Genomic DNA, 19572 nt, shown 5'->3' with positions numbered 1-19572 from the left:
GAAAGGGCGTAACGCCCCAAAAGCGTGTACGAAAGACTGCCCATAAACGAGGTTAGCTTGGGCGATTCGTACCCACTTCCCGTGCCGTCTTGGGGGCGGATGCTGCCCGCGGTGAGGTTGTCGTAACCAAAATCGTTGCTCGAAAGGCCTTTCACCGTGGTGAAGAAGAACTGCTTGCGGTTGTTCTGATATTCTGCCGTGCCCGTCAGTTGCAGCTTGTGTGCGCCCCAGGTGTTGTTATAGTTCAGTTGCACGCTGCCAAGTAGGTCTTCGCTTTTGTTCTCGCGGCGGTACATTTTGCCTTGCGCCTCGGTCCAAGTGGGTTGGAATATGTCGTTTTCGAGCGTTGTGAACGAGTACGAACCAAAGAGGCGGGCGGTAAGTCCCTTGGCGAGGGGGAAGTCGAAAGACAGGTGTGTGTTGATGTTAAAGCCGCGGTCGTGGTCCTTTTGGTGCAAAAGTGCCATAGGGTGGGTAATCTGCGAGGCCAGGGTGTTAACGTCCCAGCCTCCTGCGGCGTTCTGTTGGGTGGAGAAAGTGGGGTTTTGCGAGGCGGCAGAATAAAAAAGTCTCTGCGTATCGAGTATCTTTTTGTTGGATAACGACGAGCCGAACAGCCCGAAGTTAACGGTGAGCCAATCGTCGAAGGCCTTTTGCATGAGGTCGAATTTGGCCGTAAAGTTGCGGTAGTTGTTGGTTCGCACCACCATTTGATGGTTCATCACGCTCATTGATGCGCGGTAGTTGCTTTGTTCTGTGCCGCCCGAAAAGGCCAAATGGTGATTTTGTATAAACCCCGTTTGCGTAATGGCGCGCAAGTAGTCGTTGTCTTCGCCGCCGTCGTTAACGCTTAGGCCAAGTGCCTTTGCCGTGGCAACGTAATTGCGCCCGCTCAGCATTTCGAGGTTTTTATACGCTGTTTCAAAGCCCACATTGCCGTCGTAAGAAATGTGGAACTTACCGCGCGCACCCTTGGCAGTGGTTACGATGATTACGCCCGATGCGCCGCGCGAGCCGTATTGGGCCGTTTCGGAGGCGTTTTTCAGCACTTGATACGAAAGGATGTCCGACGGGAAGATGGTGGAAAGCGTGGCAAGGTCGCTCGAAACGCCGTCGATGACCACGAGCGGGTCGTTTCCGCCCGTTAGCGAAGTGGTTCCGCGCACACGTACGCTGGTGAGGCTGGCTTGCCGTTGGTCGCCTCCACGCGACACATTTACACCGGCCAGGCGGCCTTTGATGGCGTCGAGCGGGTTGACGACGAGCCCTTTGTCGCCAAAGCCGCCTGTCTTTTGCCAGACTTGTATCAGCGGCTGGTCGCCTTTTAGGCTGTCGGGGATTAGGCGCGATATGTATTTCGGCTTGTCTTCGCCCACTTGTGCAAACAAGTTTTCGGCGCATACAAACGACAATAGGCAGGCCATGAATAGGTATGCGGCAAGCCGAGCACGCAATGCAACTTTACTTTTGCCTTGCCCAAAGGAGCAAAGGCGTGGTTCTGAATACGAAAAAGTACCAACTATGTTCATAAGGGCGATTGTTTAGGGTGATTGTAGCGTAAGTTGAGGGATGGTGGTGCACACGTCTGCGGGCTAGTTTTGGGCGGCTGCCTCAATGCTCGCCGGCAGTGTTGAGGTGTTAAGTAAGTGGCAGTGTATGCCAAATGCCTTTGGGTATGGCTGGTAAAGCCTTCGTTATGGTGCCTTGTGTGGCGGCTGTGCCCCATGTTGTGGGGCTGTCTGTTCTGTATTGTGGGGTGGGTGTATGCCTGCTTACTTGTGGGCTTTATAGTATTCCAAGCCAACCTGCACGTTCTTCATGATGGCATCCGACGAGTATGTGGCGCCCGTAATGGCGTCGGGCTCGTCTTCGATGGCCTTGCTAACCGGCTTGCCTTCCCAATATTTCAGCAGGGGTTTCACTTTGTCGAAGAACCTTGGCGTTTCCTGATTGGGCAACGCCTCTACCTTTACCACCTTGTTTTTTTTGATGTAAATCTTCACAGGGGTAGTGCCTTTAAAGCCTTTAACGTCGCGTGTAAGCTCGGTGGTGTTAACAACGATCATTCCCTTTTCTTTGGTAATGATGTTGTCGTTGTTGCTTGCGCTGGTGAGTGTTGCCGCGAAAACCGCGGCGGCTATTCCGAATATCAATCTGGATGTTACTTTTCTCATAACTGTTTGTTTACTGGTGTGTTAGCTGAAGGCGTCTTGCTGGTTGCCCGTTCGGTGGCGGACTTCGGAGACGCCGTTATTGCAAAGATAGGAATAAAAAAAGAAAAAGCCACCATGTAGGGGCAAAATGTTGTGCCATGTTGCGTGTTTTGTGGTTGTAGTGGTTGGGTTTTCGGTGCTGATGTGCTTGGTGTTGGTTGCCGCGGATAGCTCGAAGGGTTGGGGCGCGTTGAGAAACCTGGTGTTTGGCGGCGCGTTTCGCCTGGCTGTGGGAATGTGGTGGCTTACATGTTAGACTGGCTGTGCAGCAGCACTATCAGACCGTAAAAGGCGCAATAGGCCGTGGCCAAGGCCCATGCAATGACTTTTGTACGCCTGCTTTTGCGATAGGGGGCAAGGGCAAACCACAAGGCTGACACAGGGAACAAGGCAAGCAGGAACAGGCCTTTGGCTGTGGCTACACTTGTTGCAAAGGATAGGAGGTAAAACACAAGGTAATATGCAAATGCAAAGCCGATGGTTAGGCGCACTGCCAGGTCGCCTTTGGGCTTAGACGATATGGCATAGGCGGCGTAGACGAGGGCGAGGAGCGTAACCCAAACCACATCGTACATGAAGAAAAGGGTGAAGTTGTTCATAAAATGCTGACTTAACGGATGAATGTTTCGGCGGGCTGGTGGGCTTTCCGCTGTTTGATTGCAGTTTGAAATGTAGGCGAAAGCTTGTATACCTTGCTTTCTGCCACTTTCGTGTAGCAACAATTTGCCGATAGGGAAAGGCATGGCGGGGTAGGGAATGGTGCTTTCATAACGGGACGTATTGGGTGGATTGAACGGCCATGTATAACACTTTGCAAATATAGACCTTTATCCGCAGGCGTGAAATACCCAAAAGGGAGTAAATTTAGAAACGATGAACAGGGCTTGAACTACCTACAATTTGGTACGTTGGCTGGTGGCTGCATGATGAAGTTGTCTTGTCTGTTACCATTTCTATAGACTGTGACGGGGTTGTTTTCTTTGTGATGCAATGCCAGGATAAGTATTCCCCCTCATGTACGAAGTGCTGGACAACGATATGTTATAGTCAAACAGAATTGCTTTTGGATAATTGCTGTTAGAAGAATGAACCACGTAGACAGCATGGCATTAATAAATCTTTATGGGAAGTAAAACTGGGTATCTTGTTGGCTTACGCTACATGTGTGGCTTTCCAAATCCAATTCTGTTAGACTATAAGGTCTGAATTGCTGCCTCAATTGATTGTGGCAAAAGGTGGTTATGCGCCAAAAGACGGTTTGGCAGAGGTCATTTAATGCGTTCTCTGCTATAAGCTGAAATATTAGTTTTCTATTCAGGACGATTTGACAGAGGTCATTCAATGCGTTCTCTACCATAAGCAGAAATATTAGTTTTCTATTCAGGACGATTTGGCAGAAGTTATTCAATGCGTTCTCTGCCATAAGCTGAAATATTAGTTTTCTATTCAGGACGATTTGGCAGAAGTTATTCAATGCGTTCTCTACTATAAGCTGAAATGTTAGTTTTCTATTCAGGACGATTTGGCAGAAGTTATTCAATGCGTTCTTTGCAAGTTGAAAACCGCCTCTCAATAGCTAATTACTTCTGCATTTCTATGATGCTGTCTCCGTTGGCCGTGGGCAACAAGCTCTGCAACTGCTCGCACTGGCGGTTATAAGCGTACGTGTTTTTCCGTGCCGTTGCCCAAAGGTGTATAGACAGCACAACTGCTTTTGTTAAACTTTCAGCAAGGAATTTAACACAAAAAGTGCCCTTTCCATCCACCAACCGCCCACCTTGCCGCAAAAAATCGATTCTCGCGGAGGTTTGTTTTGGTGCCAAAAGGGGGCAGTTGTGCATGCAGGCGAAATGAATATTTATTTAAACCGACTGCCACCAACACCCATTTTTTGGCGATTTGCAGCGAAATGAAGTGCGTTTTGGTGCTAAACGCGGTGCAATATGCCGCTAAACGCAGTGCGTTTTGGTGCAAAATGCAGTGTGTTTTGGTGCTAAATACAAGGTAAAATGGTGCAAAACGCAGTGTAAAATGGTGCTAAATGCGGGGCGAAAAGCATAAATATCCACACGGATTGTATAAACAAAACCTTTATGAGCCATGAGATACATGGCCGAAAAGGGCGAAATAGTTGTCAAAAAGTGGGATTTTAGGGGTAAAAAGCAGGTAATTGGGTTTGAAAAATTATGAGTTGGCGGCCAAACTAGAAAGGTAAAATGGTGCAAAATGCAGGCTCTTTTCTTGAAAATAGACAAAGAGAATGGTGCGAAAGGTTAGAAATGGTAGATATTTGCCTACTTTTTAACCCCTATTTTCGCTAGAACGGAGCGAAAATTAGAGCCGTGTTGTAAAGTAAAAGATAATAATTTAAGATTTGGTAATAGGGCAAATTGTTTAGTGATAGATACATCGCATTGGGCAAGTGGTTTAAGGGTGTTGCTGCAAGTATAGCGATTATAGTCAAAAAGAGTTGCATTTGGAAAATTGTTGTTGGCAGCGTGCAAGACGTGTGTTGCATAGAATGAATAAACCCTTATGTGGAGGAAAAGGAGATTTTCTTTTTGCTTACGATGCAACTGTGTCTTTTCAAGTTCAATTCTGTTTGACTATAATTCTTTTCGTTCAAGCAATCTTAGCAAAAATCACATGGTTTTTGTCAAAACAAACGCAAAGCGCTGAGCGAATTTTGTTTGCGAACGAATATGCGTTGCAGGTTATGGAACTGAAAGGGGAGAAAAGAAAGGGCAGGGCAAAAGAGAAACAGGTGTTAAGCCCTTGCGTGGAGTTTTAAAACAGGCCTTAATATAATGTGTCGGTGAGTAGCTGTGCCACTTGCTCCAAATAATGCTTGTCGGTGTCGTCGAAAGTAGCGAGTTGTTTGCTGTCGATGTCGAGAACGGCAACGGGTTTACCGGCCTTTGAGAAGACGGGCACTACAATTTCCGACCGCGAAAGGGCGCTGCAAGCGATGTGTCCGGGGAATTGTTCCACGTTGGGAACAACCAAGGTGCGCCCCAACTCGAACGCTTGGCCACATACGCCCTTGCCAATGGCGATGGCATAGCAGGCCGGCGGACCTTGAAAGGGGCCTAAACGCAACATGCCATCGGGGTGAAGTAGGTAGAAACCCGTCCAAAAAAACTGGTCGAAGGCTTGGTGCAGGGCGGCGACAACATTGGCCAAAACGCCGGTCTCGTTGGTTTCGCCCTTAATGAGGGCGGCTACCTGCGGTAAGAGGGCGGTGTAGATGGTCTCCTTGTTCATTGTTTTTGGGCGTTCATTTCTTGTTCTACCATGTTGGTTAGCTGCACAAACTCGGCCACCGAAAGCTGTTCGGGGCGGCGTGTAAACATCTCTTGTGCATAAAATTCGGGCGAGGCAGGCATGCCGGCAAATAGCTGGCGCAGGCTAACGCGCAACATTTTGCGCCGCTGATTGAACACCGTTTTAACCACGCGCTTAAACAATGCCTCGTTGCAACCAAGGTTTTCTACTGCGTTTCGCGTCATGCGGATAACGGCACTCTTTACTTTGGGCGGCGGATTAAACACCGTTTCGTCTACGGTAAAGAGATATTCCACATCGTACCACGCCTGAATAAGCACCGAAAGGATGCCATAGGCCTTTGTTCCTGGCTGCGAGGCGATGCGCAAGGCCACTTCGCGCTGTATCATTCCTGTGCAACAGGGGATGAGATGCTTGTTGTCGAGCATCTTAAAGAATATTTGCGAGGAGATGTCGTAGGGGTAGTTGCCCGTCAGCACAAAGGGTTGGCCAGAGAAAACGCTGGCGAGGTCCATGCGCAGGAAGTCTTCGCCCAGCACGTTTTCTGCCAAAAGGGGGAAGTTTTTGTGCAGGAAGGCCACCGATTCGGTGTCTATTTCCACCACGCGTAGCGGCCTGTTCTTGGTGGCGAGATACTGGGTTAGCACGCCCATGCCTGGTCCCACTTCGAGGATGGGCAGCTCTGGGCACGCGTCTACGGTGTCGGCAATGCGTTGGGCAATGCCTAAGTCGGTCAAGAAATGCTGACCAAGATGCTTTTTGGGTCGTACAAGCTTCATCGTAAATATGTTGTTGCGTTTGCAAAGTTAGCAAAATATGGGGGGGATTAGGGCCGTTTTGAGGGCGTTTGTTTGGGGTGGGTGCGATGTTTTTTGTGTGGCTATGGCCTGTGTTGGGTGGCAAACTTCGTCCTCGCTGCCATATATTGTCTGCCCGAACGGCCGTTATCTCGGAAAAAAGTGTTTACTTTGCATGCTGTAAGAATGATGTTTGGCCGTGACAGGATAACCAAAGACGAGCAGCCAGAGCGGTTCTCGCCCAGTGGCGGTATTCACAAATGCGCCGCATGTGGCCAAACAAACGTAGTTAGTAACATTCAAAAATCCACAACTTCATGATTAAAGTAGCATTCTTCGATGCCAAATCGTACGACGAGGTTTCGTTCAACAAGACGAACGCCGACTATGGCTTTGACATCCGTTATTATCAAGAACATCTCAATCTTAAAACCGTTCCGCTGGCCAAGGGTGCCGATGTGGTGTGCATTTTCGTTAATGCGGAATGCAATGCAGCCGTTATCGACGAGTTGATTAAGAATGGTGTGAAACTCATCGCCCTGCGTTGTGCGGGCTTTAACAACGTAGACTTGCATGCAGCAAAGGGTAGGATAAAGGTTGTTCGCGTGCCTGCTTACTCGCCGCATGCCGTTGCCGAGTATGCCGTTTCGCTGATGTTGGCCCTTAATCGTAAGATTTTCCGTGCCGTTAACCGCACACGCGAGGGCAATTTTGCCCTTAAAGGCTTGATGGGTTTCGACATGTATGGCAAGACGGCAGGCGTTGTGGGCATGGGCAGGATTGCAAAAGAACTGATAAAGATATTGCATGGCTTCGGTATGAAGGTGCTTGCCTACGACCTTTACCCCGATATGGAGTTTGCCAAGCGGTATGATGTGCGGATGGTTTCGCTGGACGAGCTGTACGCCGAGAGCGACATTATCTCGTTGCATTGTCCGCTTACGCCCGAAACTACGTTCCTTATCAACGCCCAAAGCATTGCGAAGATGAAACCGGGCGTGATGATTATTAACACTGGACGTGGAAAACTGATCCATACCGAGGACTTGATTGAGGGCTTGCGCACGAAGCAAGTGGGGTCGGCAGGTCTAGACGTGTACGAAGAAGAAAAGAATTACTTCTACGAAGACCGTAGCGATAAGATTATCGACGACGATGTGCTTGCCCGTTTGCTGATGATGCCCAATGTGGTTCTTACCTCACATCAGGCTTTCTTCACAGCCGAGGCCATGCACAACATCGCGCTTACTACGCTAGAAAGTATTAAGGAGTTTAGCGAAGGTAAGGAACTGACGAACGAAGTGATGGAGAAGTAGAGGAGGGGTAAGCGGCTTTGAGTTGCTGAGTTTCCGAGTTCGTTGGCTTGTTTGTCTTATTGAACGCACTAGCAGGCCTGCGGTTTACGGCGTAGGTTAACTTGGGGAAGTTCGGCGATTAGGTAGCTTATCAATACGGGAAGACTTGAACTTTGAGACTTGAACAGCATAAAACGTCCCAAAAAGCAGAGGGGCTGCCATGTAGGCAGCCCCTCTTTCAGTCCCTTTTATCGTGCAGTATGAAAGCATATAGCAGACAAGTGCACTTTTTCTTCGTTGCAAAGATAGTTGATTTTTCTACGATTTGCAAGCCTTTTGTCGCTTATTTATAATGTGGAACTTCCAGGAAACATCAAATCGTAATAATAAGGACTGCATAATTCTTGAAAATCCATTGCTTGTAACGTCTTGTTTCATTTGTACAGACGTATATATATAAGTACCTTTGCCCATGCTGTCAGGAGTTATTTAAGGAATGCTATTAGAAGATAAACTACTGAAATATCTTTTCTCCTCTCATTCCATACTCATACATGCCTATCGCAAATCTTCGCGGTTCTTCAAGCTTATCATATTGCTTTTTTGCTGCCGGGTTTAACTTCATGTAGTCAATAATGAAGATGCTCATAAATGAAAGCATACATTTTGTTGCGAAACATGCCATATGAAGGTCTTCACGAGAATCTGGTTTGTACGATTCGCGAAACTGAATTAAAGATAGATATGAAGGATGACCATGAAGACTAAAATGTGAATATATAGTATCAAAAATACCTTCTTTTACGTTAAGTAACCTGTGTGCTTTGTCGTATTGAATAAACTCCATTGTATTATCCTCTTTAAAAAGATAGCGAAACTTTTTACCGATAGCGTTTTGGATTACATCTTTTGTGTGTTTATTCAACGTTTTATATAGTTTAGTTTCTTCGATGTTTTTTTTGCAGGCAGCAAAATCCTTCTTTTCTTCCTCTATTCTTTCGGGGTTTTCTTTATGAAATTCTTCATCAAGGTTTCTTAGTCTTTCAGATAGAGTATGAGCAACAAAGAGATTATAAACTATTGTCTGTTGGTCTGGGGTTTTTGGAAGAACAAACAAAAGTTCAAAAGCGATAAGTGATTCGTATATTCTTCTTGCTATTGTAAAGAGAGTAGGGAAATCTACTATTTTGTTAAGGCGGAAAAGTCCTTTAGAATAGCTGATGCCGTCTAGCAAACGCAGGAAAGAGCACCCTTTACTAAAAATAGTTTGTAGCCAAAGGTCTCTATCTTGTTCAAATTCAGAAGCTTCTACTCTGTTTGAAAGTGGATTGAAGACGTCAAAATAAAAATCGAGCATCACTTCCATATACTGCTTGCATTCATCTATACTTTCTAACTCAATGAATTTATTAATGTCCTCCTCGGAAAGTCGCTCATTAAGTTCTGTTGATTTAATCGGGTTGATTAAGTCCTTCAAATGTCTTTCATCTAACAACATAAATGATTGGTATTATTTATATAGCGCATTATGCAGATAGCTAACGCGACTGATATGGATGCCGACATCGGATATTCCTGGTAGCATGTCGCGTTTCATGTCGTGGTAAACGCTCACCACTAGGCTGTCGCCTTGGCGCAAATCGTGCTTGGCTATGGGGTAACTGTATTGGTAATAGCTGATACCACGCGAGAGACGAGTGCCGTCGGGCTTGCTAAACGTGCAGTTGATGGTGTCTGTTAGCTCTTGGTTGCCGGGCACAATGCGTTGCTTTACGATGAGTGTGGCCGCCGTAAATGGGTAAGCACCGTTGATGCGCACGTCTAGTTGCTGGGCGAATACCCCACCTTGATGAAGTCGGGGAACGTAAAACTTCAAGGTGTCGTTCTTCTCCCATCCGCTCACCGACGTGTGACTGTATCGGTGGTAGACGGTATCCATGCTGCATGCGCTAACTAAGGCGACTGCAAGAGCCACCAACGCGCCTTTCACTAAACGCTCCATCGGCTTGTTATTCTTGTTTTTACGGTTGATTATTCGTTGGCGAACCTCCTCTTCGTTGGTTATCGCGACGATGCCTGTTGCTGTTATTCTCTTGTTTGCCCTCTTGTGCCCGTGCCTGTTGTGGCCTTTGACGGCGTTTTTCTGCCTGTTGTTCGCGCTGCCGCTGCTGTTCTTTGCGTTGTTGCGGAGCACCATTTTGGGGTGCAGAGCCATCGCGCTTTTCGCCCTTGGGCTTGCCATTTGTGGGGCGTTTAGGGCGTTTCGACTTGTCGAATCGGCTCAGGTCGGCATTCGCCAAGAGGTCGATAGGCTTGTCGGTGTGTTGCTTGTGGCGTTCCTCTTCGAGCGAATCGGGCTTTTCGCCGCGGCGATTCATCTCGATAATAGCCCTTGCACGTTCGGCCGTAATGGTAACTAGGTTAGCGGCGAGGTTCTTATCTGTGGAGTAGGTAACCGTTCCGGCCAGAATATCTGTTTTGAAAACGAAGTGTTCGGCATCGCCCGTGTGCAGCGAAACCTCTTTGCTGGGCATGCGTTTGGCGGCTTCCACGTAGTTGTCTACTTCGTAATTAAGGCAGCATTTCAGCTTACCGCACATGCCGGCAAGCTTTTGAGGATTGAGAGAGATGTCTTGAAAGCGGGCTGCATTGGTGTTAACCGACACGAAGTTCTTGTTCCATGTGGCGCAACACAGCTCTCTTCCGCAGGGTCCTGTACCGCCTATGCGCCCTGCTTCTTGGCGTGCGCCAATCTGTTTCATTTCGATACGCACATGAAAAGTGTCTGCCAGCACCTTAATAAGCTGTCGGAAGTCTACTCTTTCGTCCGCGATGTAGTAGAAAATGGCCTTGTTTCCGTCGCCTTGATACTCCACATCGCCGATTTTCATCTTCAATCCCAGGTCTTTTGCTATCTGTCGGCTCTGTATCATCGTGTCGTTCTCGCGACTCTTAGCCTCTTCGTACTTGTCTAGGTCTACGGGTTTGGCTAAGCGATAGATGCGCTTGATGTCGTCGGCCGACTTTAAGTTGGCCTTCTTTATCTGCAAAGCCACGAGCCTTCCCGTAAGCGTAACCACACCAATGTCGTGTCCTGGGCTCGCTTCCACGGCCACCATGTCGCCTTTTGTAAGCTGTAAGTTGTTCACGTTGTGGTAATAACCCTTGCGTGTGTTCTTGAATTGCACCTCAACAAGGTCGGTTTTGTCGGGGTCGTTCACCACGTCGGCCAGCCAATCGTATGTATTTAGTTGGTGGTCCGAACGGCAACAGCCCCCACAGCATCCGCCGTGGTCGCAGCCAGTGGCCACCTTGAACTTCATATTTCTGTAATCCATTTGTTCGTTTTGTTTTATATATTGACGGCAGGATGTTGGCCTTGGTGGCGAAATATCCTGTCGGAGAGTGCTATTTTAGTTGGCTCGAACCTGCGCTTTGCCTCTGCAATTCGTGCGGGAGGATGCTTGAACGAGCCGCGGTTTAACCGCCTTTATGCCTTCTTGATGTAGAGAATCATGTTGATGGCATAGTCGAAGAACACCACTTTGGCGTTGGCGTTCTGCGAAATGTCGCGGATGCAGCGGTCGATGAGTTCGGAAATCTCCACGATGTTCTCTTCGTTTACGAAACGTGCAAAGTTTTTGGCGAAGTTTTCTTCTTCGCGCGACATGTACACAAGGTCGGCAATACCGAAGTTGAACATGAAGTTTTCGCGCATCAGACGTGCAAAGTAGGTCAGCATGCGTTTTTGTTTCTCGCGCCCATAGGTGGACACGGCATCGCTCCAACGGCGCAGTTCGCGTATGTTTCGTTGGTAAGCCAGCCGCATCAGCATGATAAACATGTCTAAAAACTGCTTGTTCTCGTTGTCTACGCTAAGTTCGGCCAGCGCGTTAGTCCAACTTCCGTTGGCTAATCGGGCCACCCGGCGCGCGTCTTCGGGCGTTATGTTGCGCTTTTGTATCAGTGCTTGCTGCATGTCGTGCACTGCGATGGGCGGCAAGTCGATGCGTTGGGTGCGGCTCTTGATGGTTTCGAGCAGCTGTTCGGGCTCTTGACACACAAGGATGAAGAGCGTTTGGGCAGGCGGTTCCTCCAAAAGCTTGAGCAACTTGTTGGCGCATTCTTGGTTCATACGTTCGGCAAGCCACACCACCACCACCTTATAGCCCCCTTGACTCGACTTCATGCTGAGACGTTTCATCAGCAAATCGCTTTCGCCAACGCCCATCTGAGCCTGTTGGTTGGCCGCGTCCATCTGGTCGAGCCAAAGGTCTATCGAGGGATAAAGCGTTGTTTGCAACATCTCTCGCCACTGTGGGGCGAAGTCGTCGCTGTTCATCTTGTGCTCACTGGATGTTCCGGTAGGGCGAATAACAGGGTAAGAGAAGTGCAGGTCTGGGTGTTCAAAGCGGCGCATCATGGCGCAAGCACCGCATTCGCCGCAAGGAGCGTCGCCTTCTGCATGGCGTTCGCAAAGCAAGTACGAGGCAAGAGCCAAGCCCAAGGCCAATTTTCCACTGCCGGCAGGGCCGCAGAGCATCATTGCATGGGGCAAACGGTTGTTGTGCACCATGCTTACGAGTCGACGTTTAACGTCGTCTTGGCCTATTACGTCATTCCAGTTCATAACAATTTTTTGGCCACTTCGCAGATTGAATCGACCGCCGAAACGGTGTAAAAGTGAATGCTGGGCACGCCTTTCGCATACAGTTCGCGACATTGTTGCGTGGCCCATTCCACGCCCAACGCCTTTGCATCGTCGTCGGTTTTGCACTTAACGATTTCGCTAGCCAACGCCGTAGGCAGGTCGCAGTGGAATGTGCGGGGTATAACCGTTAGCTGTCCCAACTTGGCAAACGGCTTAATGCCCGGCACGATGGGTATGGTAACACCCTTTTGGCGTGCCTTTTCCACGAAGTCGAAGTATTTCTGATTGTCGTAAAACAGCTGTGTAACGGCGTATTTCGCCCCAAGTTGCTGTTTTTTCAGCAAGTAATCGATGTCCACATCGAGGTTGGGAGCCTCCTCGTGTTTCTCCGGATAGCACGCCACGCCATACTCGAAACTCTCGCCAGGATGTTTCATCGCTGTTCCATCGGCAAAAAAACCAGCGTTAAAGCGGTTCACCTGCTCGATAAGGTCGGTGGTGTGTGTGTGTCCGTTGGGCGTAGGCGTGAACAATTGTTCGTCTCGCGCCTTGTCGCCACGTAGCAACAGCAGGTTCTGAATGCCCAAAAACTGCAAGTCCAGCAGTTCGTATTCAATGCTTTCAATCGTAGCCCCGCTGCAAATTATGTGCGGAATAACGGGTATGCCATAGCGTTGCTGTATGGCGGCAGCAATGGCAATGGTGCCAGGACGTCGGCGAATGCGGTCGCGTTCGTATTGTCCGTTGTCCAATTGGCGGTAAACGAACTCGCTGTTATGAGTGGTTATGTTGATGTAGTTGGGGCAGAACTCGCGCAAACGGTCGATGGTACGAAACAATTGTGCCGTGCCGTTGCCTTTGAGTGGTGGCAGAACCTCGAACGAAATGGCCTTGGCTGCTGCCTTTTTATTTAGGAAATCACTTACTTTCATCTTTATCTGGTGTTTGGACGGGCATCGTGCGCGCCCCCATGTTCCCCTGTTTGGCATGTCTGCTTGTGGCGTTTGTTGCGTCTTGGGGATGGAAAACAAATACGCCTAACTACTTCTGCCGTGCGTTTATGCTTGCGAAAGCAGTCTGTTTGTGCCAAATTGTTGTCTGCCAATGTGCCGAACGACGGTTGTAGGATGGGCAAGCAAAGACAACTTATTATGCAAAGTTGCCGCCAACGAGCGCAATGAAAACTTGTTTTCAAATTGCCGAGTGCAAGACAACTTATGCAAAGTTACAACATTTTTTTCGCTTATTGGTGTTACGCTTTGCCTTTGTTGTTTTTTAGCACAGAATGCTTACGTTTTGTCTTTACCTTCTCATGCCGTTTTATTCTGCATGAACCTAATTGAAACGCACACCTCATCCTTCTCCTTTCTTCATTGGGATAAGGTGACAATTAGCTTTGCTGCGGCATTGCATACCATTTTCTTCTCCCTTTGTAGTGGGGCAGAAAGTGAGGCTTATTCTGTGTTGTTCCCTTTACTTTTCTTCAGTAAAGTCTACGTATTCGCCCTCGTTTTGTTCAAAAATCTTTTGGTTCATTCGCTCGGATGTGCGACTGTCGATAATCACTTCGCCCGCTTTGCCTGCGCGTTGCGACCCATTGGTGGCAGAAGCCGTGGTGGCGTTGTTGAATTGGCGCATGGTTTGGCGCACGGATTTTATGATACGCCTAAACGTTAGCAAGAAAGCTATCAGCGCAACAAACAACACCGATAGCAAAAGTACGCCTATCGACTTCAAGATAAAATCCATTGCTATCGTTTTTTAGTGGCGTTGACATAGGCCGACAGCACCACATACCACGCAATGATGATGGCAAAGGCCAGCACTTTAAAGATAACGAGCAGCGGTATGCAGCTAAGTACGAAGATGTATTTCACCTCGTTGCCCTTCCATCCCCAGTGTTTGAATTTGAGTGCAAACATAGGTAGTTCGGACACGAGCAGCCAACAGCTGAGCAACATCAAGGCGATGAGCGCGAACGGTGCCCAATTTACGGCTTGCATCTGACTGTCGAGTCCCAACAAAAGCGACCCCCAAAACATGGCATTGGCTGGTGTCGGCAGTCCGATGAACGATGTTGTCTGCCGTTCGTCGAGGTTGAACTTGGCCAAACGGAGGGCAGAAAAAGCCGTCATCAGAAAGGCAACGAAAGGTATATAGCCCGTAATCTGCCACCGATAGACACTCCCGAAAGGGTAGTCTAAGACTGAAAGTTGATGAAAAAGCATCGCCGAAGGGGCTAAGCCAAAGGTGATGACATCGGCAAGCGAGTCGAGTTCTTTGCCGATGGGCGAAGAAACGTGGAGCAAACGTGCCGACATTCCGTCGAAAAAGTCGAACACGGCCCCGACAATGATGAAGAGCAGGGCGAGCCACAAGTCGCCATAGATGGCCGTAATGGTGGCGATGCAACCCGAAATGAGGTTGCAGCAAGTTATCGAATTGGGTATGTGGCGAGTGATTTTGTTTGCCATTTGCGATGCTCCTTTTTATTTAAGCTTGGCCAAAACGGTTTGGTCGCCCGTGGTAAGTTGCCCCATCTTTACACATATTTCGGTACCTAAGGGAAGGAATACATCGACGCGCGACCCCAGTTTAATAAAGCCGAGATGCTCGTCGATATAGCAATCTTCGCCCGGTTTGGCGTAAGTAACGATGCGCCGGGCCATTGCTCCCGCTATCTGGCGGCAGAGGATGTCCACTCCGTGGGGTGTAGTTATCACCACATCTGCATGTTCGTTCTCCTCGCTGGCTTTGGGTAACCATGCCTTATGGAAGTTTCCGTCTTTGTGTTCAACCTTCTTTACCTTGCCGTCAACGGGGAACCAGTTGGCATGAACGTTGAAAAGGCTCATGAAGATAGACACCATGATGCGGCGATCGTGGAAGTAAGTGTTCTCGTCCACCTCTTCTATTACGACTATTTTTCCATCGGCTGGCGCAACCACCACTTTCTCCGTGTCGCCATTGAACACGCGTATGGGGCAGCGGAAGAAGTTAATAATGATGCCATAGGCAATGCCGTATATCACCAGAAACGTCCAAAACGCCACTTTACACTCAAAAAACACCCATAAAAGAGGTGCTACGACGGCAAGTACGATGAACCCGAGCACCAGGGTTTCGGTGCCTTCTCGGTGTATTCTAATCTTCTTCAGTTTCTTTATTTTATTGACCATTCGCGGTAGTTGCTGTTAAATGTGGATGCAAAGATAATGATTTTTAACGCATTAGGCAAGTTCGTGTGACTTTTTCTTTATACTTTCGGTAAGAAATAGGCAAATTTAACGAGAAGGAACATGCGCTTTCGTGGTTTTTGGCGTGGCGGAACGTAAGTGGAAAGTAGGTGAGGTTGTAATTTTTTGAGCAGTTGGGTGCATGCAAACAATGAGTTTATGAGTTGTTGAGTGCATGCAAACAAAAATGATATAGGCATGCCTTAAAGCCCATTGGAGGTTTTTTAGAGCCTGCCTAATAGATAAACCCGTGTTGCACGGGATGGGCAAATGTGCTGCCCATCCAAATTTAAGAACCGCCAATAAAGCCCCGCGCGCTGGCACAAGTTCCCCTCAACTTGTTGTACAACAAGTGTTCCTTGTGCCGTTGCGTGAGGCTTTCTAGCAGGTTCCGTTACATGTTCTCACATTGTTCGTCCTTATGCACGGGAATTTTGGCATCCTTATCGGTCTTTTCTGCCTTATAACCAAATTTCTCGAATGCCTTTTGAAGCTTTTCCTCGGTTGTTTTCTTTGAATCGTAAGAAACGAAAACCTTTTGGGCCTCTACGTCTGTTTTTATGGCTTTCACTCCTTTTTCAAAGCGGAGGTTGCCTTTAATTTTCGCTTCGCAGTTGGCGCAGTGCATCTGTGGGGTTGTGGTGAAAACAACGGTCTTAATGTCTTTTGCGGTTGCAATCATGGCTACCATGAACAGCACCATCGAAATAATTGATTTTTTCATTTGTTTGTTGTTTGTGGGATAACGGCCTAAACTTGGTTTCTAACCGTTTGTCCCTGGTTGTTATTCTTATTTGTTTGCGCCGTTAAGGCGAGAGGATGGAGCGTTTAAAGCCGTTTCCCCAGGTTGACGCGGATGCCGATATAGGCCGATGCTCCCTGCACGGGGCCATATACCATTGTGGGTTCAAAGTTGTTGTCCCATGGGTTTTGGTATCCGATAATGGGGTTCTTCTGCCTGTAATTGCCCAAATTTTCGCCGCCTACGTACACTGAGAAATGGCGGAAATAGCGCGTAACCTGTGCGTTGAGCTGGCCGTATGCCTTGAAGTTGCGGCTCCACGACAGGTTGCCAGATGCTGTTGTGTAGGGTTCGGGCATTCTTCCGCCGCCGTTCAACACTGCCGTCGCATCAAACTGCCATAGCCCTAAGGGCGTTTTGTAGCTGGCTGTAAGCAGTGCCTTGTAGCGACTTTGCAGCGGTTTCCACATCAAGCGGCCGCCATAAGTGGCCTTAACGAGATTGTAGCGGTAGGCCGCCGTCAGGTCGAGCCCCTTAAAGAGCAGGTACGAAGCATCAATTTGTACGGTATGCGAGTAGCTCTTGCCGTTGAGATTGGTGATGTGCAGCTCTTGCGGGTTGGTGTCGTAGTCGATAAGGGTTTGCGAAAGGAAGTGCGTGTAATAATAGTCGGCGTTTAATTTCAGCGTTTGCTTACCTATCGGGATGAGGAAGCTCAGGCTGGTTCCATAGTTCCACGCGGCCTCTTGTTCCAGGTTGTCGATGATTAGTCGGCGACCAGACGCCATGAGGTAGTTGTTCTCGGCCAGTGCGTGCGGACTACGATAGCCCTTTCCAGCAGATAGGCGGATGGTGAGCAGGTCTGCCGGCATCCACTTCAGGTGGAAACGTGGCGTGAAGAACGTTCCGTACACGTTGCTGTGGTCGATGCGCAAGCCGGCCATGGCAATCACGCGGTTGTGCAGGTTATAGGTGTATTGTACGTATGCGCCAGGCGTTGTTTCGCTTTCTATGCCGCGCGTTAGCGGATAGCGGTTGCCGTAATCGGCAGGCACCACGCCCACAGGAAGCAACAAACGCTGGTGCAGGTAGTCGTGGTTAAGGCTTAGCCCGGCAGAAAGGTTGTGCTCGGGCGTGAAGTTGTTCTCGAAGATAAGCGATGCGTAGGCGTTCTTCTCGTTCACGCTGTACTGTTTGATGCCATAGCTTGCATCTTGCTTATGTAAAGACACGTTGCCCATGAAGGCGACATTGGTGCCGTGTGCCTCGTTTAGGATGAAGGCATGTTTCATATAGCCCTCGTAACGCTCTGTGCCAATGCCGATGCGGTAAGGCGTAGGGTTGCCGGGCGCGGGCTGTGCGTGTGCAACTTGTCCGCTAGTGCGGTCTTCTTTCAGCAACGCCAAGCCGGCGTGGAGCATGTAGCCACCTTTTTTCCAGAACCAGCGGTTCTGCAAGTTGTATTGTTTCACTTGCGGGTCGTCTTCAAATCCGTCGCCATTGCCGTCGTGGTGGACCCAATTGTTCTCAAAATGTACCAGCAGCTCCGTGCTGAGGTTCTTGTTGCCGTTGATGTGCACATTGCCGTCGGCGTTGGCTTCGAACTTTCCCATCGTGTTGCCATAGAGGTTGAGCGAAATGCCCTTCTCGTCCTCTGGTTTCACGTATTCAACGTTTATTTGTCCCGTCATGGCTTCGTAGCCGTTCTTTACCGAGGAGTTGCCTTTGCTAACCTGCATGCTCTTCATCCAGTTGCCGGGAACATAGCCTAGGCCGTAAGGCAGAGCCGCACCGCGGAAGTTGGGTAGGTTTTCGGTAAGCATCTGCACGTATGTGCCGCTTAGGCCTAGCAGTTTTACTTGCTTGGCGCCGGTAGTGGCATCGGCGTAGTTTACATCGACCGACGGATTGGTGACGAAACTCTCGCCTAGGTTGCAGCAGGCAGCCTTGAAAAGCTCGTCGCGTAGGATGTCCTTGCCGTTGATGGCACCTTTGAGCGAACGCACGGAGGCTTTGCGAGAAGTTACGGTGACGTTTGCCAGTGTCTGTTCTTTCAGTGTTATGGTGGAGTCGGGGTGTGTTTGCTGGGCTACAGCAGGCACAACGGCCAATAGCGTTGCACCTAATATATATGGAATTTTGTTCATTACGTTTGATTTTTTGTTGTCGTTAAAGTTCGGCCAAGTGCTACGTGCCACAAGGTGCTACCGTTTGGCTATGGTCACCTGTGTAGTGGCAGGGCGTTAGAACTGGCCCTCGGTTTGTTCACAAACATGTTGTTAGGGGCGAGTGTGGGGCGATGTCGCTGCAAAACCGTGGTGAGATAACGAACTTTCTGCCTCGGGCATCTTGTAAGAAAGAGGCTCGTGGACTTTGTTCTTGGACACGAATAAGGCAAGGGACGTAACCGCAGGCGTACGCGAACCCCCTGAGTATGCGCCTCAACGCATCAGGACAACGGATTGTCCGATACAGCTTTGCACATTTACACGTTTGTGAAACAGGCACAAAGGCTCTTCCTATTACGCTTAACGAATAACAGGAGGACACAAAAAAATCAAATCAAAAGTGTTGTAAGTAGCCGAAGATATTGGCGCGGCGGACCATGCCAAAGCCGTTGCCATGTTCTTTCGGAGGCCTTTGCCAAAACGGGCAAAGGCAATAAACCACAATCTGTTATGAGTTGCGGAAGAAGTGAGAACTGCACGGGCAGCGGCTGATGGAAGTCTGCTCGCTCTGCATTTGTAGGCGATAAGGTTTTTACCTGCATCTTCATGCAGTTGCTTGCAGCCGCATCCTTGCAGTGCATCTTCGACGGCATCTCGGCAACAGACACACTACCCGTATGCTCGCACACCACAGTCATGATGCCCGAACCAATCCATAATATCATTGTTGATAACAGGATTGAGAGTGTTATGTATGCCGATTTCCTCATAATTCGAACGGCAAAGGTAGTAATTTTATTTCATAACAAGGCAAAGTTTTGTGCTTTTTTCAATGGCGCAATCGTAAACGTTTCGTGTTTAACCGCTGTTTGGCGCAATGAAAGGCCGTCAAGATGATGTTTATAAGGCAGAATGGTTGAGAAGGTTTGCAAACATCATTATTTCCAACCCCTAGGGTTGAATGTTTAGACTGAGGGGTTAATGACGTTGTCTCCACCTTTCGTGTTTCTGTAAATTGAGAAGTGTGTGTTCCTTGTGGTGCTACACAACACAAACACTCCTTTATATACGAAGTGCAGAACAACGCAACTCGCTTACCTTTGAACTCACGAAAACCCAAAGTTCCCGAATACATAACTCTCCAACTCTCCACTTCATCAACTCACCGACTCACAACCTCATTAA

The 19572-nt window shown here is 48.7% G+C and carries 20 protein-coding genes; 2 read left to right on the top strand and 18 right to left on the bottom strand.

Features of this window, described 5'->3' with window-relative positions:
* The 5 genes from BN93_RS05505 to BN93_RS17410 all read right to left on the bottom strand — a co-directional run.
* On the bottom strand, positions 1–1529 hold a 1529-nt coding region (locus BN93_RS05505), incomplete at its 3' end, for a TonB-dependent receptor plug domain-containing protein (RefSeq protein ID WP_019187350.1).
* A gap of 243 nt (positions 1530–1772) precedes the next feature.
* Complete coding sequence (locus BN93_RS05500) at positions 1773–2174, bottom strand: FMN-binding protein (protein WP_044259906.1); 402 nt, start codon at positions 2172–2174, stop codon at positions 1773–1775.
* 284 nt (positions 2175–2458) lie between these two features.
* Positions 2459–2812, bottom strand: a complete 354-nt coding sequence (locus BN93_RS05495; RefSeq protein WP_019187347.1) for a hypothetical protein — start codon at positions 2810–2812, stop codon at positions 2459–2461.
* Positions 2813–3793: 981 nt separating this feature from the next.
* Positions 3794–3919: a hypothetical protein gene (locus BN93_RS18935; protein ID WP_256374687.1), complete on the bottom strand. Its 126-nt coding sequence runs from the start codon at positions 3917–3919 to the stop codon at positions 3794–3796.
* 31 nt (positions 3920–3950) lie between these two features.
* On the bottom strand, positions 3951–4187 hold the full coding sequence (locus BN93_RS17410) for a hypothetical protein (protein WP_019187344.1): 237 nt from the start codon (positions 4185–4187) through the stop codon (positions 3951–3953).
* Positions 4188–4734: 547 nt separating this feature from the next.
* Here BN93_RS17410 and BN93_RS05480 point away from each other — a divergent pair.
* The gene (locus BN93_RS05480; protein ID WP_019187342.1) at positions 4735–5004 is read left to right on the top strand and encodes a hypothetical protein; all 270 of its coding nucleotides are present in this window, start codon (positions 4735–4737) and stop codon (positions 5002–5004) included.
* Positions 5005–5012: 8 nt separating this feature from the next.
* Here BN93_RS05480 and BN93_RS05475 read toward each other — a convergent pair whose 3' ends face one another.
* Both BN93_RS05475 and rsmA read right to left on the bottom strand, forming a co-directional pair.
* Positions 5013–5477, bottom strand: a complete 465-nt coding sequence (locus BN93_RS05475; RefSeq protein WP_019187341.1) for a GAF domain-containing protein — start codon at positions 5475–5477, stop codon at positions 5013–5015.
* Positions 5474–6277 carry a 16S rRNA (adenine(1518)-N(6)/adenine(1519)-N(6))-dimethyltransferase RsmA gene (rsmA, locus tag BN93_RS05470; protein ID WP_019187340.1) on the bottom strand — a complete coding sequence of 268 codons (804 nt, stop codon included), beginning with the start codon at positions 6275–6277 and terminating at the stop codon, positions 5474–5476. Before rsmA ends, BN93_RS05475 begins: the two co-directional genes overlap by 4 nt.
* Positions 6278–6612: 335 nt before the next feature.
* Between rsmA and BN93_RS05465 the strand changes: the two genes are divergently transcribed.
* The gene (locus BN93_RS05465; protein ID WP_019187339.1) at positions 6613–7611 is read left to right on the top strand and encodes a 2-hydroxyacid dehydrogenase; all 999 of its coding nucleotides are present in this window, start codon (positions 6613–6615) and stop codon (positions 7609–7611) included.
* Positions 7612–8104: 493 nt separating this feature from the next.
* Here BN93_RS05465 and BN93_RS05460 read toward each other — a convergent pair whose 3' ends face one another.
* The 11 genes from BN93_RS05460 to BN93_RS05410 form a co-directional block, all read right to left on the bottom strand.
* Positions 8105–9088, bottom strand: a complete 984-nt coding sequence (locus BN93_RS05460) for a DUF5677 domain-containing protein (RefSeq protein WP_019187338.1) — start codon at positions 9086–9088, stop codon at positions 8105–8107.
* 12 nt (positions 9089–9100) lie between these two features.
* The gene (locus BN93_RS05455; protein WP_044259905.1) at positions 9101–9592 is read right to left on the bottom strand and encodes a gliding motility lipoprotein GldH; all 492 of its coding nucleotides are present in this window, start codon (positions 9590–9592) and stop codon (positions 9101–9103) included.
* A gap of 19 nt (positions 9593–9611) precedes the next feature.
* Positions 9612–10928 carry a PSP1 domain-containing protein gene (locus BN93_RS05450; protein WP_044259903.1) on the bottom strand — a complete coding sequence of 439 codons (1317 nt, stop codon included), beginning with the start codon at positions 10926–10928 and terminating at the stop codon, positions 9612–9614.
* A 152-nt stretch (positions 10929–11080) separates the two neighbouring features.
* Positions 11081–12220: a DNA polymerase III subunit gene (locus tag BN93_RS05445; protein WP_019187335.1), complete on the bottom strand. Its 1140-nt coding sequence runs from the start codon at positions 12218–12220 to the stop codon at positions 11081–11083.
* Complete coding sequence (locus BN93_RS05440; protein ID WP_044259994.1) at positions 12217–13173, bottom strand: methylenetetrahydrofolate reductase; 957 nt, start codon at positions 13171–13173, stop codon at positions 12217–12219. The genes BN93_RS05445 and BN93_RS05440 overlap by 4 nt, the downstream gene beginning before the upstream one ends.
* A 541-nt stretch (positions 13174–13714) precedes the next feature.
* Positions 13715–13990: a DUF4834 family protein gene (locus BN93_RS05435; RefSeq protein ID WP_019187333.1), complete on the bottom strand. Its 276-nt coding sequence runs from the start codon at positions 13988–13990 to the stop codon at positions 13715–13717.
* Positions 13991–13992: 2 nt separating this feature from the next.
* The gene (locus BN93_RS05430) at positions 13993–14715 is read right to left on the bottom strand and encodes a CDP-alcohol phosphatidyltransferase family protein (RefSeq protein ID WP_019187332.1); all 723 of its coding nucleotides are present in this window, start codon (positions 14713–14715) and stop codon (positions 13993–13995) included.
* A 15-nt stretch (positions 14716–14730) separates the two neighbouring features.
* Positions 14731–15420 (bottom strand): phosphatidylserine decarboxylase family protein, encoded by a 690-nt coding sequence (locus BN93_RS05425; RefSeq protein ID WP_019187331.1) that lies wholly within the window; start codon positions 15418–15420, stop codon positions 14731–14733.
* A gap of 451 nt (positions 15421–15871) precedes the next feature.
* A complete protein-coding gene (locus BN93_RS05420) occupies positions 15872–16201 on the bottom strand; it encodes a heavy-metal-associated domain-containing protein (RefSeq protein WP_044259902.1) in 330 nt (109 codons plus the stop codon).
* Between the two features lie 104 nt (positions 16202–16305).
* Positions 16306–18366, bottom strand: a complete 2061-nt coding sequence (locus BN93_RS05415; protein WP_019187329.1) for a TonB-dependent receptor plug domain-containing protein — start codon at positions 18364–18366, stop codon at positions 16306–16308.
* A gap of 410 nt (positions 18367–18776) precedes the next feature.
* The gene (locus BN93_RS05410; protein ID WP_019187328.1) at positions 18777–19112 is read right to left on the bottom strand and encodes a hypothetical protein; all 336 of its coding nucleotides are present in this window, start codon (positions 19110–19112) and stop codon (positions 18777–18779) included.
* Between the last annotated feature and the right edge of the window lie 460 nt (positions 19113–19572).

Source organism: Prevotella conceptionensis 9403948 (assembly GCF_000312305.1).
GTDB classification, from domain to species: domain Bacteria; phylum Bacteroidota; class Bacteroidia; order Bacteroidales; family Bacteroidaceae; genus Prevotella; species Prevotella conceptionensis.
The sequence above is the reverse complement of the archived record's forward strand: the minus strand, read 5'-3'. Positions and strand labels throughout refer to the sequence as shown.

Coding starts and splice junctions, on each gene's coding strand:
- BN93_RS05420 (WP_044259902.1), bottom strand. CDS start 16,201: ATGAAAAAATCAATTATTTCGATGGTGCTGTTCATGGTAGCCATGATT.
- BN93_RS05410 (WP_019187328.1), bottom strand. CDS start 19,112: ATGATATTATGGATTGGTTCGGGCATCATGACTGTGGTGTGCGAGCAT.
- BN93_RS05500 (WP_044259906.1), bottom strand. CDS start 2,174: ATGAGAAAAGTAACATCCAGATTGATATTCGGAATAGCCGCCGCGGTT.
- BN93_RS05475 (WP_019187341.1), bottom strand. CDS start 5,477: ATGAACAAGGAGACCATCTACACCGCCCTCTTACCGCAGGTAGCCGCC.
- BN93_RS05430 (WP_019187332.1), bottom strand. CDS start 14,715: ATGGCAAACAAAATCACTCGCCACATACCCAATTCGATAACTTGCTGC.
- BN93_RS05495 (WP_019187347.1), bottom strand. CDS start 2,812: ATGAACAACTTCACCCTTTTCTTCATGTACGATGTGGTTTGGGTTACG.
- BN93_RS05450 (WP_044259903.1), bottom strand. CDS start 10,928: ATGGATTACAGAAATATGAAGTTCAAGGTGGCCACTGGCTGCGACCAC.
- BN93_RS05425 (WP_019187331.1), bottom strand. CDS start 15,420: ATGGTCAATAAAATAAAGAAACTGAAGAAGATTAGAATACACCGAGAA.
- BN93_RS05415 (WP_019187329.1), bottom strand. CDS start 18,366: ATGAACAAAATTCCATATATATTAGGTGCAACGCTATTGGCCGTTGTG.
- BN93_RS05480 (WP_019187342.1), top strand. CDS start 4,735: ATGAATAAACCCTTATGTGGAGGAAAAGGAGATTTTCTTTTTGCTTAC.
- BN93_RS05440 (WP_044259994.1), bottom strand. CDS start 13,173: ATGAAAGTAAGTGATTTCCTAAATAAAAAGGCAGCAGCCAAGGCCATT.
- BN93_RS05460 (WP_019187338.1), bottom strand. CDS start 9,088: ATGTTGTTAGATGAAAGACATTTGAAGGACTTAATCAACCCGATTAAA.
- BN93_RS05465 (WP_019187339.1), top strand. CDS start 6,613: ATGATTAAAGTAGCATTCTTCGATGCCAAATCGTACGACGAGGTTTCG.
- BN93_RS05435 (WP_019187333.1), bottom strand. CDS start 13,990: ATGGATTTTATCTTGAAGTCGATAGGCGTACTTTTGCTATCGGTGTTG.
- rsmA (WP_019187340.1), bottom strand. CDS start 6,277: ATGAAGCTTGTACGACCCAAAAAGCATCTTGGTCAGCATTTCTTGACC.
- BN93_RS05445 (WP_019187335.1), bottom strand. CDS start 12,220: ATGAACTGGAATGACGTAATAGGCCAAGACGACGTTAAACGTCGACTC.
- BN93_RS05455 (WP_044259905.1), bottom strand. CDS start 9,592: ATGGAGCGTTTAGTGAAAGGCGCGTTGGTGGCTCTTGCAGTCGCCTTA.